This window comes from Streptomyces sp. NPDC047043, assembly GCF_040644055.1.
Classification (GTDB): domain Bacteria; phylum Actinomycetota; class Actinomycetes; order Streptomycetales; family Streptomycetaceae; genus Streptomyces.
This window is the reverse complement of record NZ_JBEYVO010000075.1, coordinates 1-16745: the sequence shown is the minus strand read 5'-3', so window position 1 is coordinate 16745 and position 16745 is coordinate 1. Positions and strand designations below refer to the sequence as shown.

The following is a 16745-nucleotide window of genomic DNA, read 5'->3' as shown; positions in this document are numbered from 1 at the left end:
GTGCGGTCACCTCGTCCGACCGCTGCTGAAACGGCCACAGGCTGACACGCCACCACACCCGCCCGGCGACGCATGTCGCCGGGCGGGTACGTGTGTGCGCCTTGGGCAGCACGGTTCCCGCCGGGGAGGGAGTGGACGTGTCCCGGCCCGACTTCGGCGACAGCGCCGCCCGGCGGGCCCTTCTCACCTGGGCCGAAGTGCTGACGCGAGAGCATGGGTCGACCATCCGACCCTGGGTTCGGACGGCTGCCGGACACGCGTGAGCGGCGGCTCGCCGCAGGGGGCCTTCCCATCCCCTGGCCAACCCGGGAGGTGTCGCATTCGGTGATCGGAGCCTCCGGGAGAGAAGGGACGGAGAGTGCCCGGAGTTCCGGCGATGAGCGGCCCCCGGCGGCGCAGGGGGGTGTCCGTCGGGGGCCGTTCGTGCCCGGTCACCGGGTGCCCGGGGGAGAGTCGACGCCGGTGACCCAGGTGGGCGAGGACCACGATTGCGCGTCAGGAGTTGATCGACATCCCCGGCGGCCGAGGGCAATCAACTCTGTGAGCTGCGCGTGATGGTTCGCTGTGGGACGGCCACCGCTTCGACGCCGTGATGCGCCGTCGCGTCACTTCCCGGGACATCGCCCGTCACAGGCGCGTAGATACGGCACGTCCTGCACCTGGGAGCGCCACTCTGCGCGGGTGAGGACCGCTCCGCGGGCGCGGGCGCAGACCTCGGTGAGCGCGCGCGGTGCCGATGGGTAGCTCTGGAGCGGAACGTGAGGAAGGCCGCGTAGAGCGTGGTGCCGCCCGGTGAGATGGCCGAGGGACGTGATGCCGTCGCCGGGAGTGGTGAGGAGGCCGCCCAGGGGCTGCCGGGTGGCCACGTCCCAGAGCTGGACGGATCCGGCATCGCCGCCGACTGCTAGATGATCGATGCGCCTTGGGCCCTGTCCGGAACGGCGAAGAGTGTCCAGGATCGGTGGTGTTGACACTGGCTCGACGCGTGAGGCGTGCTGTGAACACCGATCTGGGCACTCTCCTGACAGCACTGTATGTCGAGCTGGACGACGGCATCATCCCCCCGTACTGGCTCCGCCAGCGCATCGAGTCGGTGAACTGGACGCTCAAGGGCCAGCTCGGCCTGGAGGCCCACGGCGGCCGGGTGCTCTCCGGTCTGTGGGCCAGGGTGCTCCAGCGGCTCCCGGTCCTCAACGCGGCGATCTGGCACAACTGGGCCTGCGGAGCCGAGAGGAAACGCTCGCTGATCCACTACGACCACCCCACCCCACTGACCAGCGCGTAAAAGCGCATCAATCATCTAGGCGAACGACTCACGCACCGCATCCCGGATCTCCTGCGCGAGCCGCTGCTGCAAAGGGGACAGGCGCTTCTCGGTCCGACGGACCAGGTACAGCCTGTCGCGCAGGTCGGCGTCCCGGATACGCACCTCACGCAGCGCTCCGGAGGCCAGGTCGGTTTCCACGGAATGCCGCCAGAGCAGAGCCACACCGAGGTCCGCCGCCACCGCCTGCTTGATCGACTCGGCACTGCCCAGCTCGATCTCCACACGACGATTGTGCACCCCGAGCGATGCCAGGGCGGCGTCCTGACTTCGGCGGATCGCCTGGTGACCCGGAGGACAGACGAACGGCAGGTCGGACAGCTCGGCAGGGTCGATCTCTGCGCCGACGGCGGTGTTGGCGGGCGCGGCGACGAGCGTGAACGACGGCTCCGCGATGAGCTCGGCGACGAAGGAGTTCGCGTCGAGGACGGAAGCGGTGGCGACGACGCACAGGTCGCTCGCGCCCGACAGCGCACCCTCCAGGGCCACCTCGACGCTGGAGATGTTCAGCGTGATCATCGCGTTCGGGTTGGCCCTTCGGAACCTGATCAGGATCGGTGGCAGCAGGGTGTTCCCGACCGACATGCTCGCGCTGATCGCGACTGTGCCCGACTTGCCGCCGGACAGACTGCGCAGGTCCGCGTCCAGCTCCAGCCGGCCGCGCAACACCTCGCTCGCCCAGACGTGAACCGCCTGGCCGGCCTCGGTCAGGCGCAGGTTCCGGCCCTGCCGGTAGAACAGCTTGGCACCGATCCTGCTCTCCAGGGAGCGAAGGTGAGCGCTGACCACCGGCTGGGAGACGTAGAGGGCCTCGGCCGCCTTGCGTACCCCGCCCAGCTCCACCACCTTGCAGAGGACCTCGAGCTTCTGCAACGAGATGTGGTTGTCCGTGGTCATCGCGGAATCCAGGAAGACATAGTCAAAATGCTATCTGAGGTTGGGTGAACTTTGTCTTAGACCTTTCGAAGAACCGGTCCTATCGTGGGTGCCGAGGCAGTTTGATCTCGTGAAGGAGCGCGCCCGATGTCGCCGGCACTGCTTTGTCCTCCGGTCAGCGACGCCCCTGTCCCGGCCATGGCCTACGCGCCCTTTGCGGATATCGCTTCCGCAGGCGCAGGCGCAGGCGCAGGCGCAGGCGGTCAGGTCACCCCGGCACGTCGACCGCACCGCGCCGCTGTTCGACCGGGCACGCATCTCGCCCTCGCGTGGGCACCAGGGACGCTGTCGGCCGGCGGTGGACGACCGCCCTGCCGCCCGAGCACAAGGGAGTGACGTCGTGGAGATCGCGATCATAGGCGCAGGGCTCGGCGGTCTGGCGACCGCGCTGCACCTGCACCGCCAGGGATTCCGGCCCAGGCTCTTCGAGTCCGCGACCGGGATGCGCGAGGTCGGAGTGGGCGTCGCGCTCCGGCCGTACGGGATGCGCGAGGTCGACGAGCTCGGACTGACGGACCAGGTCAACGAGGTGACCGTCGACGCGGTCGAATCGACCTTCTACAACCAGTACGGCCAGCGGATCTACGGCGAGAAGTCCGGGACCCACATGGGATACGCGTACCCGGAGCGCTACGCCCATCGCGCGCTGTTGCAGAAGGTACTGCTGAACGCCGTCTCCGAACGCCTGGGTCCGGACGCCGTGACACTCGGCGCGCGCTGCGTCGGCTTCGAGCAGGACGCCGACGGCGTGACCGTCCGCTTCGAGCGCCGGAGCGGTGCGGCACCCGAGCGGATGCGTGCCGACCTCCTCATCGGCGCGGACGGCATCAGGTCCGTGGTCCGCGCGGGCCTGCATCCGGACCTGAGCGAGCCTCGCTACTCCGGGGTGACGATGTGGCGCGGCGTCACCCTGATGGAGCCGTACCTGTCCGGCGGTTCCATCCTCCACATCGGCGCGCCCAGCCAGGGCAGCATCATCTGCTACCCGATCATCGACAAGGCGTTCGGCACCGATCTCACCCTGGTCAACTGGGCCATCGAGGAGTACGGCCGCCCGCAGATGGTCGAGGACTGGAACTGCCCCGCCGACCCGGCGGAGGTCGCGGGGATGTTCGGCGACTGGGAGGCGGACTTCATCGACCTGGGGACGATGCTGCGGACCGCGCGTGCCGCCTACGTCATCCCCATGATGGACCACGACCCTCTCGACAGCTGGACGGACCGGCGGGTCACTCTGCTCGGTGACGCGGCGCACGCCATGTACCCGCGGGGCGGCAACGGCCTGGGGCAGGCGTTCCTGGATGCCGCCGCCCTCGCCCGCAACCTCGCCGGCATCGCCGACCCGCAGGAGGCCCTGCTCGCCTACGAGGACGAGCGGCGCGACGCGGTGAACCGGGTGGTGATCGCCAACCGCGGTGAGGGCCCCGAGGTGATCCGGCGTCTGGTCGAGGAGCGCACGGGCGGGCGACGCTTCACGGACATCGAGGATGTGCTGCCGGCCGTCGAGGCTGACGCGATCTTCGCCGAGTACCACCGGCTCGCCGGTATGAACAGACCGGACGAGTCCGGGACGGCCGCCAGCCGGGCGGGCTTCTTCGACGAACAGCAGGCGGCTCGGGTGCGCTCCGCCGTCTCGTCCGCGTGAGCGCGCGGGCTGTCTCGTCACCGGCGCCGTGACCGATCGAACACAGGAGGACAGTTGCGAAGGATAGTGACGGGTCACACCGACTCCGGCAAGGAAGCGGTGCTCGCCGACGACGAAGTTCCCGCGGTGACAACGGCCATCCAGCCGGGGGTCACCGTCCACCGGGTGTGGGAACTGGACCGGACGCCGACGCTGCCGGTCACCGAGGTCCCGGAGACCCACCTGGGCCCGATGTTCCCGGATCCGGGCGGCCTGCGCTTCGGGTTCATCAGCATCGCGGCCGGCGTCAGCTATGAGCTGCCCGCCGACCTGACCCCGGAGGCGATCGGGGCGGCGGCCGCGGAGGCCGAGCAGAAGCTGCCCGGAATGGCGGCCGCCTTCGACCGCAGCCGGCCGGGGATGCACACCACACACAGTGCCGACTTCATCGTCGTGGTGTCCGGCGAGGGACGGATGCGCACCGACGACGGCACCGAGGTGCGGCTGCGGCCGGGTGACTGCGTGGTCCAGAACGGCACGGCGCACGTATGGCTGAACGACGGTGACGAGCCGTTCGTGTTCGCCTACTCGCTGGCGGGCGCCCGATGACGGGCGGCGGCGGGACGGGTGGCGACCCGTCGGTCTGGACGGCACTGCTCGGCACCGCCCTGTCCCTGCGCTACGAGCAGGTGGGGCCCTGGCGCACGCGGGTCCTGGAGGCCGGCACCGGGCCGGAGACGATCATCCTGATGCACGGCATAGGCGGGCATCTGGAGGCGTACGCACGCAACATGCCCGCCTTCGCCGAGCGCTACCGCGTCATCGCCTACGACTACCCCGGCCACGGCTTCACCACCCATGCCACCTCCGACCTCGAACTGGCCGACTACGTTGCGCACCTGAGCGATCTGATGGACACGCTCGGGGTGGACCGGGCCCATCTCGGCGGCGAGTCCCTGGGGGGCTGGCTTGCCGTCAAGTTCGCCGTCCGCCACCCCGAGCGCACGGGGAAGCTGGTGCTCAACACGCCGGCCGGCGCGCTGTCCGACCCGCAGGTGCGCGAGCGTATCCGCAGCCTGTCCCAGGGTGCCGCCGACGATCCGTCCCACGAGCGGATCCGGGCCCGGCTGGAGTGGCTGATGGCCGATCCGACGACGGTCTCCCCGGAGCTGATCGACATCCGGCGCGCCGTCTACTCCCGGCCCGGGTTCGCCGAGTCCATGCGGCACATCCTGTGCCTCCAGGACGGCGACGTCCGCGCGCGCAACATGATCACCGGTGAGGATCTCGCGACAATCAAGAACGAGGCGCTCGTGGTGTGGACCAGTGACGACCCGTCCGGCCCCGCGGGGACCGGTATCGCCATGGCCGAACAGCTCGCCAACGGCCGGTTCCAGCTCATCGAGAACGCCGGCCACTGGCCGCAGTGGGAACAGCACGCGACGTTCAACGAGTTGGTGCTCGGCTTCCTCGCCGAGTGAGGACGGGTGCGTCGCGCTCTCCTTCCCGGGAGGCCCGGGGCGCTGAAACGACATCAGCGCCCCGGGCCTCCCGGGCTTGTGGCGCGGGCGTTGCTTCAGAGCTCCCGGCGCCACCGCTTCCGGGGCAGGGTGGTCAGCCGCTCCAGCCTGACCGGATCGACCAGCGCGGCGAGGTTCGCCGCCGCGGGCGGGGTGATGGTCCCGCCCGTGACCTCCAGCGGCTCGTGCAGGTAGTGGTCGGTGAGGAGCAGCGGTGCCGCGGCCTCGGCCGGCAGCATCCGCACCCGAGCGGCCAGCGCGCGGTGCGCGGCCAGCAGGTGCACGGCGCCCGCGTGGCTCTCGCCGAACAGGCCGATCACGCCGAGTGCGTCGGCCGCGGCGACGGCCTCGCCCATCGCCAGCACCTTGCGCATGCCGAAGCGGCTCGGCTTCAGACTGATGCCACCGCAGCCGAGGTCGAGCGCCGCGCGGGCGGCCGAGACGCCGTCCAGCACGAAGTCCGCGATCACGGGGACACGACTCGCGGCCTGTACGCGCTCCAGGCGGCGGTCCAGCGCGAGGTTGTACGGGTCCTCGACAGCGACGACGCCCAGGTCGGCGAGCCGGGCCACGTAGTCCTCGGCCTCGGCCGCCGGGACGGCGCCGTTGGCGTCCACGTAGAGCGCCACGTCCGCGCCGACGGCGGCCCGGACCCTCCGCACCACGTCAAGGTCGGACGAGACATCCTGCCCGCCCTTGACCTTGAGGGTGCCGAACCCGTACCGCTGGACCAGGCCCGCCGCCTCCGCGGCCATGTCCGCGGGCACGCCGCGGGTGATGGTGGCCGACACCGGAACGGGCCGCGCCGGAACGTCCGCGGCGGTTGCCGAGGCTCCGGCCGACAGATCCCAGAGGGCGCTCTCCAACAGCGCCTTGGGTGCGGAGTTCTCGACCAGCCGGCCCAACCGCTCGGGCAGCGCCGTCATGTCGGTACGCGCCGACCAGAGAACCGGCAGCACGAGACGCTCGAACGCCACGGCGAAACCGTCGGCGTCGAAGCCGTTCCACGTCGGCTTCACGGTGCACTCGGCGATGCCGCGACGGCCGTCGGCGTCCCACAGTGTCAGCACCATGAACCGGGCCTGAGCCTCGATGCCGCCCTCCCAGTGCACGGGGCGCACATTCGGAATGGCGATCCCGCGCAGCTCGCACTCGACCACCGGCACGGCGACGACGTCACCGGCGGCCGTGGCCCCCGAGCCGTCCCGGTCGCCCCGTGTGCTGACGGACGTACTCCACTCGACCACCGCTCCGACCTCCTGCGTACCGACTCCGCCTGCGACGGTGCCGCCGACTGCGGTTGTGCGGGCGCGGCGTCCCGGCGACCTGTTCGCCGTGCCGCACCCGACGAGACCGTGTCGAGCATCCGCAAGCCAGGGCTTCGGCGTCAAGGCTGCAAAAGCCAACGCCATTCATAGTGAAACGGCTAACTGATGTTTCCGAACTTCGTCATGGAACTTTCAGTCAAGCGCTCCTAGGGTTGATCTCAGCACGTGACACGACGCGAGGAGCGCTCATGCCGTTGGCCCTGGTCACCACCTCGCATTCACCGTTGCTCGGGATCAACCCGCCCCCGGCGGACGTCGAGCGAGCGGTGGAGGATGCCTTCGCCGAGACCCGTCGGTTCATCGGGGAGTTCGACCCCGAACTCGTCGTGATCTTCGCGCCCGACCATTACAACGGGGTCTTCTACGATCTTCTTCCGCCGTTCTGCCTCGGCATGGCGGCATCGTCGATCGGTGACTACACCACGCGGACCGGACCGTTGGACGTCGACCGGGAGGCGGCGGCGCTCGTCGTCGAACACGTGCTAGCCGCGGACGTGGACCTGGCGATCTCCGAACGACTGGAGGTCGACCACGGATTCGCCCAGCCCCTGGAGATCCTCTTCGGGGCGGTCGCCGCAGTGCCGACCGTGCCGATCTTCATCAACTCCGTCGCCGTACCGCTGGCTCCCGTGCGCCGTGTACGCCGACTCGGTCACGCGGTCGGGTCGGCGCTGGCCGGCCTCGGCAAGAGGGTGCTCGTGCTGGGGTCGGGCGGACTGTCCCACGATCCGCCTGTCCCCAGGCTCGCGGGGGCGACAGCGCAGGAGGCGGAACGCCTGATCGCGGGCCGGCAGCCGAGCCCGGATGAACGGACCGCGCGGGAGGTGCGTGTGCTGCGCGCGGGCCGGGCGATGGCCACGGGGACGGACGACCTGCAGCCGCTCAACCCCGACTGGGACCACCTCGTCATGCGGACCCTGGCCGCGGCCGACTTCGACACCGTCGACGGGTGGTCCACCGACTGGTTCGCCAAAGAGGCGGGCAACTCCGCACACGAGGTCCGCACCTGGATCGCGGCGTATGCCGCGCTGGCCGCCGACGGCCCGTACCGGGTGAGCCAGTCCTTCTACCGGCCGATACCCGAGTGGATCGCCGGATTCGGTATCACGACCGCGGGAAGCAGCACGGTCCACGGCGTGGAGGAGCGGTGACCGGCCGACGGCAACCGGTGCTGGGGGTGTCCAGGCCCGGCCCTCCCGGATTCGGGACACCGGACGTCGACGGCCGGGTCCGGGGTACCCGGGGAGATCCGCACGTGCCGTGCGATCCGCAGCCGTGCGCGCGGACGCGGATCACGGGATCGCCGGGGACGCAGCGGCCTGCCGAGGCGCGCGAGCGCGGGTTCCTGCGATGACGGGCGACGTGGCACCCGACGCCGGGCCCGCCTTCGGCTTCGCCGTCGTCACGATCGGCTCGGCGCCGGTTCTCGCCGTCGTCCGCGAGGACGACGTCGTCCCGCTCAGCCGACTGGTCGACCGGCCGCCGGCCGACTTCGCGGAGCTGCTGGAGGTCTGGGACGAGGTCGTCGCAGAGGTGGCCGCCGGGTGGTCGACGGCCGGCGCAGGTCCGACCTCGTATGCCACCGGCGCGGTCGACTTCCACGTGCCCGGGGTGGCGGCACCGGCGGTCTGGTGCGCCGGCGCGAACTACGCGGACCACGTCGCGGAGCTCGGCTTCGCGGACGTCGGAGACCGAGCCTTCCACTTCCTGGTGCCGCCGACCGCGCTCAACCGCCACCGCGGCACGGTACATCCGCCGGTCCACGCGGACATGCTGGACTGGGAGGTGGAGCTAGCGGTCGTCATCGGTCGGACCGCGCGGCACGTCGCCCCGCAGGACGCTGCCGACCACATCGCCGGATACACGATCGCCAACGACCTCACCGTGCGCGGGCAGCGGCACCCGATCTTCGGTGTGGACTGGGTCGCGGCCAAGAGCGCCGACGGCACGACACCGCTCGGGCCGACGATCGTGCCGCGCTGCTTCGTGACCGAACCGCGTGATCTGGAACTGAAGTTGACGGTCAACTGCATCACCCGCCAGCGGTCCTCGTCGGCGCGGATGCTCGTCGGCATCGAGGACCAGATCGCCGCGCTCAGCCGCGTCGTCACCCTGCGCCCCGGAGACGTGATCCTCACCGGCAGCCCGGCGGGCACCGCGGCGGCACACCACGGTGCCTACCTGACCGGCGGCGACGTCATCGAGGCCGAGATCACCGGCCTCGGCGTGCTGCGGACCGAGATCGCCCGATGAGGCTGTCGCGCCGCCCTGGCATCTCCCGGCAGTCCTCATACAGGAACAGCGATGGAGGAACACCGATGACAGAGAGTCCGACGGCGGGCACGAGGCTGCTTGTCAAGGGTGGCGTCGTGCTCAGCCTCGATCCCGCCGTCGGCGACTTCGAGCGTGCCGACGTGCTGATCGGGGACGACGGCACGATCGCCGGGGTCGGACCGGATCTGGACGTCACCGACGCGCCCGTCCTGGATGCCGGCGCGATGATCGTGATCCCCGGTTTCGTCGACACCCACCACCACCTGTACCAGAGCCAGTTGCGCAACGTGCTGCCCGACGGACTGCTGGCCGAGTACTTCGCCGACGTGTCCGGCGCCGCCACGGCGCGGTACCGGCCCGAGGACGCCTACATCGGGAGCCTTGTCGGCGCGTTGCGCGCGATCGAGGCCGGCATCACCACGATCGTCGACTTCTCCCAGGCGTCCAACACCCCGGAACACAGCGACGCGTTGATCGCCGCGCTCAAGGACTCAGGAATCCGGGCGCTCTACGCCTACGCCCGCGGCGCGGTGCCGGGGCAGCCGCATCCCGGCGACGCCGAGCGCATCCTCGCCACGCACTTCTCCTCGACCGATCAGCTCGTCACGATGGCGCTCGCGACCTCGCTGGACAAGGAACAGTGGCTGCTGGCCCGCAGACTGGGACTGCGCAACCTCTCGCACGTGGTCGGCAGCGTCCCGGGCATCACGCCCTCCGACGTGATGCGTCTCGACGACCAGGGACTGATGGGCGACAACAACGTCTACATCCACTTCACCGGCGCCGACGCCGCGCAACTGCGGCGGGTCAAGGACACCGGCGGCTGGCTGTCGATCTCCGCGCCGATCGAGATGACGATGGGACACGGTATGCCGCCGCTTCAGGCGGCGCTCGACGCCGGCATCAGACCGAGCCTGTCCAGCGACGTCGAGACCACGATGGCGGCCGACATGTTCACCCAGATGCGCTCCGTGTTCACCGTGCAGCGCGCGCTGCTCAACGAGCGGGCGATCGGCGGCGAAGCAGACCTGCCGCCGCTGCTCAGCTCCCGGGAGGTACTCGAACTCGCGACCGTGCACGGCGCCCGGTGCGCGGGACTGTACGACAGGACCGGCACGCTGACCCCGGGCAAGCAGGCCGACCTCGTACTGCTGCGAACCGATCTGCTGAACACGATGCCGCTGAACAACGCCGCCGGGGCGATCGTCACGGCGATGGACACGAGCAACGTCGACACGGTGTTCATCGCGGGGAAGGTCGTGAAGCGCGGCGGCAAGATGGCCGGCTTCGACCTGCCGGAACTCGGCCGCCGGGCCACGGCGTCCCGCGACCACCTCGTCCGGACGCTCGGCTGGACGCCGTCCGTCCTCGACCGGGCGGCCGACCGTGGCGAGTGACCCCGGCGCGTCCGGGCCGGGGCCGGGGGAGCAGCCGCTCTCGCGGGCCGCGACCTGGGCGGTACGTGCGGCGGTCAGCGCGGTCTTCGTCAGCAGCGGGACGAAGGTCCTGCGGGACCCCGAGGGACCGACCGCGGGGGCGGCGGGCTTCCTCCACCAGGTCAAGAAGGCCGTGCCGGCGATCTCCACCGTCGAGGACCGGGATCTCGTCCGGCTCAACGCCGCCGTCCAGTTCGGCGCCGGCGTCGGACTGGCGGTGGGCGGACTTCCCCGTCTGTGCGCGGCCGTGCTCGCCGCCTCGGTGGTGCCCACGACACTCGCCGCCTACCCGTTCTGGCGGCTGCCGGGCGGACCGGAACGGTCTCGAGCCCACTCCGAGTTCCTGAAGAACCTCGCCCTCGCGGGCGGCCTGATCGGCCTGGTCGTCCGGCCTCGTCACGACGCGGCGCGGGGCGGGCCGGACTCGTGTCGGTGACGCCCGCCGCGCGACGCGGTGCCCCCTCGGGTACCGGACGGCGGCCGACGGTGGCGCCGGCGCCCGTCCGCGAGTCGCGCGTGCCGGGATCCCACCGTCCGCTCGTCCGGTTCGGCGACAACATGAGCAGGCGGGCAGTCGTCCACGACACGGAACTCACCCTCGGTCCGCCGGTGGACCTCGGTGTCACGTCGGGACCGAACGCGCCGGCACACTGCGCGGATTGCCTCTGGCCACCCTGCCACGACCAGATCAACCGGGTCCTCGCCCCGAAGGGTGCCACCGCTGTGAACCCTGGGCTGCCATCGGCGGAGGGCGACCCTTCGGACCGGGCTGGGCACGAGCTCCTGCTCTACATCTCCTGCCTGTCCGCGCACTCCTTCTCGTCGGCCGGATCCGGCCTGAACCACAAGACCTGTCACGTCCTCGGCGGGAGGCCCGACCTGCCGCATGCACCTCGGCTGCTCGCCGAGACGCCCCGCACGGACACGGTGATCGTCGGCCTTACCGCGCCGCGTCGGCGGGGCGACGCACCGCGCGCCGCATGGCCAACCTGGGCATGGCTCGCGTGGCGCTACAGACCGGCCACCATGACCACCGAGAACCTCACAAGGCTGCTCACCCCGGCGTGGCAAGGAGACGAGATCCCGTGACGGACCGGACGAAATCGGCTGCCGAGCAACAGGCCCGCGAGGAGGCGCTGGTCGCCGAGGTGCTGGCGTCATTCGACAACACCCCGGACGACCGGCTGCGCGAACTGCTGCAGCACCTCGTGCGCTACGTGCACGACTTCATCCGCGAGACCCGGCTGACAGAGAAGGAGTGGAGCCAGGCAATCGACTTCCTCACCGCCGTGGGCCACATCACCGACGACCGACGCCAGGAGTTCATCCTCCTGTCCGACACCCTCGGCGCGTCCATGCAGACCATCGCGGTGAACAACGCGGCCTGTGCCGACGCCACAGAGGCAACGGTATTCGGGCCGTACTTCGTCACCGACGCCCCGCACGTCGATCTCGGTGGCGACATCTCCGGCGGAGCCTCCGGCGAGCCGTGCTGGGTCGAGGGGACGGTCACGGACACCGACGGCAACCCGGTGGCGGATGCGCGCATGGATATCTGGGAGGCCGATGACGACGGCTTCTACGATGTGCAGTACGACGACGACCGCGTGGCCGGCCGTGCCTGGCTGACCTCTGACCAGAACGGTGAGTACCGGTTCTGGGCCGTGACCCCCACGCCCTACCCCATCCCCCACGACGGGCCGGTCGGCGCCATGCTCGCCGCCACCAAGCGTTCGCCGGTCCGGGCGGCGCACCTGCACTTCATGGTCACCGCGCCCCACCGGCGGACCCTGGTGACCCACATCTTCGTCAGCGGCGACGACTACCTCACTCAGGACAGCGTGTTCGGCGTCAAGCGGTCACTCGTCAAGGACTTCGTCCGGCAGTTGCCCGGGACCCCGACTCCCGACGGCCGGGACCTGGGCGACCGGACGTGGTCGCGGGTCCGATTCGACATCGTCCTGGCACCGGCCGCCGTGTGACAGTTCGCCTTCGCGGAACCCGACCTTCTACGACCGTCTACGACCGGGCACGTCCGATCGGGCGATCCGGCACACCGTCGATCCGTCGGAGCAGGCGCCGTGGTGTGCGGACCGCCGGGGTGTCGGCCGCGACGATCCGTGGACCTGTGAGGTCGGTGATGCCGGTGACCTCGCCGGAGAGTCTGTGTGACAGTTCGAGGGGACGACGCGCCTCAGGGGTGCCCGCCCAGGTCGCGTGGCCTGGCGCCTTGCGATGCACGGCACCATGCCACGCGACCTGATCGGACGCTCATCGTGCAAGCCCCTTCAGCCACCCCGCGCAGGCTCCTCGGTGGGGAAGGGGAACCTCCCGACGGGCGGGAAGCCGGGTATCGAACAAATGCTCGCCATCGCCGTCGCGGATTGCCTTGCGTTCTCCGTACGACAATCCTGCCGTATGGTCGTGTCGTGAGCTGGAGCCGCGACACCCCCCGCCCGGATCTTGCCGCGCGCATCGGCCGGCCCTCGGCGTTGCTGCGGACGCAGGTGCTCGACGTGCTGCGCGATGCCATCCTGACGCTGGAGTTCCCACCGGGCCGGCGGCTCGTCGAGCGCGAGCTGATCGATCTCACCGGTGTCTCACGCACGACCGTGCGCGAGGTGTTGCGCGAACTGGCGGCTGAGGGGCTCGTGCGGACGGTCCCGCAGAAGGGCGCCGTGGTGGCGGAATTGTCGGACGAGGAGACCGAGGAGTTCTACGACCTCCGCCATGTGCTGGAGAGGCATATGATCGACCGTTTCGTCGAACGCGCGAGTGACGGCCAGGTCATCCAGTTGCGACGCACACTGACCAGGTTCGAGGCCCTGGTGGACGCCGGGTGTCAGACGAGGATGGTCACAGAGCTGCTTTCCGCACAGGCGTCGCTCTACGATGTCCTGCTGGCCGGGGCGGGCAACACCACCCTGCGCTCCAGCCTGACCCAACTGCATGCGAGAGGTGTGCGGCTGCGGGCGGTCGCGCTCCTCACCGCTTCCGAGCAGCCGGATGGGGCGGCCCGCGGCCTGCGCCGACTGGTCGAGGCGATCGAGGATCGCGACGCCCCGGCCGCACGCGAGGCCGTCGCGGCCCTGCTCGCCGCCGAGGCGACAGCCGCGGCATCCACCGGCGCACGGGACCTGGACGACCGCGCGGGAGAGACAGCCCGCCCGGCAGAGCCGCTCGACCGGGCCACACGGGTGGGCACGGACCGAGTACGGCGAACGCGCAGCGCCTAGCCACGTACTGCGGGGCATCCGGCAGCTGTACCCGGGTGCGTGATCGCCGCTCGTTCCTGGCCGCTGTCAGGCGGGTAGTGGGAAACGCACGTTCGTGCCTATCACCGCCCGATCGGCTGCGACCACTCGGTTGGTCCGGTCACCCGCGGAGTACGGGTCCGACCGGACCGAAGGGTCGCCACATACGCCCGGCTCGTGGCGGGCCGCCCGGGCAGGGGCGTGGCGGTGCCCCACATCGGCCGCTGCGCCGGTGCGTCGGCCACCTCCAGGGCACGCGGCCCGTCGTCCGGCATGCCCTGACGGTCGACCCCGCATACTCGTACCGGCCAACTGACACCGCCTGTGTGATCAGTGATCCCAAGACCCGGTCGGCGGGTCATGTGAACGTGATCCCGTCGCGCTCACCGCCTCGGAGCGCGTTCGCCCCGCAACCGCCCGGCCGAGGTGCTCGGGACGGCTGCCGGACCCTCGCGCCCCGGTGGCTACTTGGTGAAGTTGGACGGCGGCGGTCCGGCCAGCTTCCACCAGTCGCCCTGCCACTCCGGACCCCAGAACTTCTCCTCCAGCGGGCCTTCCAACTCCTCCTCGACCTGCTCCATCTCGGCGTAGTACTCGATGAAGACACCGCCGGGGTCGGAGTAGTAGGTGAAGATGTTGTTGCCGGGGCCGTGCCGGCCCGGCCCCCACACGCAGGGCGTGCCGTCCCGACCCAGCTCTCCCAGGGCGATCATCACGCTGTCCAGGTTCACCACGTCGAAGGCGACGTGCTGTACGCCGGTGCGCCCGGAGTCGACCAACGCGAGGCTGTGGTGGTCGCTGTTGCAGCGCAGGAACGACATGCCCCCGGCGGTGCGGTCGCCGACCCTCAGGCCGATGCTGGCGTAGAACTTCTCCATCGGGGCTCGATCTGGGGTGTTGAGGACGACGTGACCGAGTTTGCGCGGCGCGATGACGCGCGCGCGGTGGTCTTCCTCGGTGAAGGCGGAGCCGTAGAGCAGCTCCACGACGTTTCCGTCGGGGTCGCTGATGGCTGCGCTGGCCTCGTGTCCGGGGTGGAGGGGTTCACCGGGCTCGCGCACAACGCGGCCCCCCACGGTGGCCACCCTCTCGACCGCGGTGTCGAGATCGGCCCGGTTGGCGACGTCGAAGGAGAGGTGCACCATCTCACCGCGGTCGGTGCCGGGGGCGGCCTGATCGAGGGCCACGGCATGGTGCCCGGAATAGAGGGCGCGCAGATAGCGCCGTGAGCTGTCGCCGTCGCCCTTGACCTGCTGCATGCCCCAACGGTCGGCGTAGAAGTCTTCGGCCTCGTCGAGGTCGGGAACGGCCAGAGCGATGTTCTCCAGCCTCGTCACCTGGATCACGCCAGAACCTCCGTTTTCGCTGTGCAGAAACGCTATCTGTACAGTAGATCTGGTCTCGCCGCTTCACAAGATGCACCTTCCTGCCTGGTGTCGGGCCGGACGACCTTCGCGCTTCCGGTGTGCCGCCAGGGTCGCCGCCGCGAGTCGGGCTGCCGGCGATCGAGGACGAGAACCGCTTGCCGACGAACTGGGCCGCCTTTCACCGAACCCGCTCGGCCTCTGCCTCGCCGTCGCCAGGGTCGGCTCCGCCGCTCGCCCACAGCAGCAGTCGGTCCAAGCCCGACCCGTATCGAGGGCTGTTCGAGCAGCGCCCCGAACGCCATTGGCGGCTCGGACCGCGGCGGCGTGCTGGTGTCCTGCGACGGCCCACGCCGGATGCGGTCACCGGCCCGCCCACCGGTCGTGGTGTGGCGGCGTCGACGCGGATGACGCCGGACTCGTCGAGCGGCTGTGCGCCGAGAACTGTGTGCGGCCGTACCACCGCGGATCGGTTTCAGGCCGGGAAGGCCTTGCGTGACCGACACCTCCCGCTGACCCCGCCTAATCGTTGTCTGCTGCTCCGGAGGCTCCATCACGGGGCGTAGGTGCAGGGGGCATGGCCGGTTCTCCACGGCGGCGCAGCGCACCGGACAGCGGAACAACTCGTCGAAGGGGCGGGCGCCGCGCAGCGCGGGAAGCCGAACCCATCCTTTCCCAGGGCGAATTCGGCGCCGCCATCGCTGCGACGGTGGGCCTGATGACGCCGGTGGACGCCTGATGGTGTTCCACCCGTGGTGCAACAGCGATCACCTGTCCTGCCCCGTCTGCACCACGGTGCAGGTCGGCGGACTGCCCGTGAGCGGCAGGATCGGGCCCGTCACACCACTGTGCGGGGGACGACTGATACCTGCTGTCGGCGGCGCTCGGAAAGTGGCGTCCGCGACACCTTGCGGCCGGAGTGGGGAGTGGTGCACACCCTACGGTCGTGCAGCGCGGTGCCGGGATGGTGGCCGGGCCCGAGGGTAAGAGCGCGGTCGGTACACGTACGGGTGACACGCATTCCCACCACTCCCGTCGTGCGCACCCGGAGGACTTCCGCCCCGCCTGGCGACTCACTGCGCCGCGCGCACGGCCCGGCGGGGGTGCTTTCGCCGACGGGCCCTGGTTCGGTCGGCTCAGACCCCGGTGATCTGCCATTGCTGTTGTGGAGCGTTCTGGTAGGCCCACTGGTTGATGGTGGCGTTGTCGGCCGTGGAGGCCGCGTCGACGTTGAGGGCGAGGCCGCTGAAGCGGTTGGTGAGGAGGTGGTAGCCGTCGCCGGTGGGAGTGATGGCCCAGTGTTGCTGGGGTGCGTCGGCGTCGGTCCAGATGTCGGTGGGGCCGCCGTCGGCACGGGAGAGCGCGGCGGTTTCGAGGAGGGTGCGGGTGGCGGTGTTACGGATCTTGAAGTAGCCGTCCCCGGTGGGAACGAGGGTCCACTTCTGGGTGGTCTTCCTGTCCCAGGTGGTTTGGGCGAGGGGGGTGCCGTTGGCGGCACTGGTAGTGGTGAGGGCCTTCTGGCTGTGGCGGGCGGTGAGGCGGAAGGTGGTCTTTGCCGGGAAGGCGGTGCGCTTGAGCTTTGGTCTGGCCGTGCGTGCGCCGATGCGGAGGTTGCCGATGTTGGCGTAGTCGCCGGTGGCGGTGTTGACCTTGATGCGGACGTATCCGACGTCGCGGGCGGTCCA

Annotated in this window: 14 protein-coding genes and 1 pseudogene; 11 read left to right on the top strand and 4 right to left on the bottom strand. The window is 70.4% G+C overall.

From position 1 onward, the window contains the following. Nucleotides 1-1072 precede the first annotated feature (1072 nt). Nucleotides 1073-1285 (top strand): annotated as a pseudogene (locus tag ABZ880_RS53860) (IS982 family transposase); the annotation flags it as partial. A 15-nt stretch (nt 1286-1300) separates the two neighbouring features. Here ABZ880_RS53860 and ABZ880_RS53855 read toward each other — a convergent pair. After that, a complete protein-coding gene (locus tag ABZ880_RS53855) occupies nt 1301-2221 on the bottom strand; it encodes a LysR family transcriptional regulator (RefSeq protein ID WP_361279218.1) in 921 nt (306 codons plus the stop codon). Nucleotides 2222-2600: 379 nt separating this feature from the next. On the opposite strand from ABZ880_RS53855, the gene ABZ880_RS53850 reads away from it, so the two are divergent. The 3 genes from ABZ880_RS53850 to ABZ880_RS53840 are packed head-to-tail and all read left to right on the top strand — an operon-like array spanning nt 2601 to nt 5365. Next, a complete protein-coding gene (locus tag ABZ880_RS53850; protein WP_361279216.1) occupies nt 2601-3905 on the top strand; it encodes an FAD-dependent monooxygenase in 1305 nt (434 codons plus the stop codon). Nucleotides 3906-3959: 54 nt separating this feature from the next. Beyond that, nucleotides 3960-4493 (top strand): cupin domain-containing protein, encoded by a 534-nt coding sequence (locus ABZ880_RS53845; RefSeq protein WP_361279214.1) that lies wholly within the window; start codon nt 3960-3962, stop codon nt 4491-4493. After that, on the top strand, nt 4490-5365 hold the full coding sequence (locus ABZ880_RS53840) for an alpha/beta fold hydrolase (RefSeq protein WP_361279212.1): 876 nt from the start codon (nt 4490-4492) through the stop codon (nt 5363-5365). Before ABZ880_RS53845 ends, ABZ880_RS53840 begins: the two co-directional genes overlap by 4 nt. A gap of 95 nt (nt 5366-5460) precedes the next feature. Here ABZ880_RS53840 and ABZ880_RS53835 read toward each other — a convergent pair whose 3' ends face one another. Continuing rightward, complete coding sequence (locus ABZ880_RS53835; protein ID WP_361279210.1) at nt 5461-6651, bottom strand: enolase C-terminal domain-like protein; 1191 nt, start codon at nt 6649-6651, stop codon at nt 5461-5463. Nucleotides 6652-6920: 269 nt separating this feature from the next. Here ABZ880_RS53835 and ABZ880_RS53830 point away from each other — a divergent pair, with 269 nt between their 5' ends. The 7 genes from ABZ880_RS53830 to ABZ880_RS53800 all read left to right on the top strand — a co-directional run bounded on the left by ABZ880_RS53830 (nt 6921) and on the right by ABZ880_RS53800 (nt 13678). Then, a complete protein-coding gene (locus ABZ880_RS53830) occupies nt 6921-7883 on the top strand; it encodes a 3-carboxyethylcatechol 2,3-dioxygenase (protein WP_361279208.1) in 963 nt (320 codons plus the stop codon). Nucleotides 7884-8082: 199 nt separating this feature from the next. Continuing rightward, the gene (locus ABZ880_RS53825; protein WP_361279206.1) at nt 8083-8985 is read left to right on the top strand and encodes a fumarylacetoacetate hydrolase family protein; all 903 of its coding nucleotides are present in this window, start codon (nt 8083-8085) and stop codon (nt 8983-8985) included. Between the two features lie 65 nt (nt 8986-9050). Next, nucleotides 9051-10403: an amidohydrolase family protein gene (locus ABZ880_RS53820; protein WP_361279203.1), complete on the top strand. Its 1353-nt coding sequence runs from the start codon at nt 9051-9053 to the stop codon at nt 10401-10403. Then, nucleotides 10393-10878 carry a DoxX family membrane protein gene (locus tag ABZ880_RS53815; protein ID WP_361279200.1) on the top strand — a complete coding sequence of 162 codons (486 nt, stop codon included), beginning with the start codon at nt 10393-10395 and terminating at the stop codon, nt 10876-10878. The genes ABZ880_RS53820 and ABZ880_RS53815 overlap by 11 nt, the downstream gene beginning before the upstream one ends. Before the next feature lie 122 nt (nt 10879-11000). Continuing rightward, a complete protein-coding gene (locus ABZ880_RS53810) occupies nt 11001-11531 on the top strand; it encodes an iron-containing alcohol dehydrogenase (RefSeq protein ID WP_361279198.1) in 531 nt (176 codons plus the stop codon). Further along, nucleotides 11528-12424, top strand: coding sequence for a dioxygenase (locus ABZ880_RS53805; RefSeq protein ID WP_361279196.1), 897 nt, complete (start codon nt 11528-11530; stop codon nt 12422-12424). Before ABZ880_RS53810 ends, ABZ880_RS53805 begins: the two co-directional genes overlap by 4 nt. Nucleotides 12425-12871: 447 nt before the next feature. Beyond that, the gene (locus ABZ880_RS53800) at nt 12872-13678 is read left to right on the top strand and encodes a GntR family transcriptional regulator (protein ID WP_361279194.1); all 807 of its coding nucleotides are present in this window, start codon (nt 12872-12874) and stop codon (nt 13676-13678) included. Between the two features lie 482 nt (nt 13679-14160). Here ABZ880_RS53800 and ABZ880_RS53795 read toward each other — a convergent pair whose 3' ends face one another. Continuing rightward, nucleotides 14161-15042 (bottom strand): VOC family protein, encoded by an 882-nt coding sequence (locus ABZ880_RS53795; protein ID WP_361279191.1) that lies wholly within the window; start codon nt 15040-15042, stop codon nt 14161-14163. A 1154-nt stretch (nt 15043-16196) separates the two neighbouring features. Next, nucleotides 16197-16745, bottom strand: a 549-nt coding sequence (locus tag ABZ880_RS53790; protein ID WP_361279188.1) for an RICIN domain-containing protein, incomplete at its 5' end; no start/stop codon positions are given.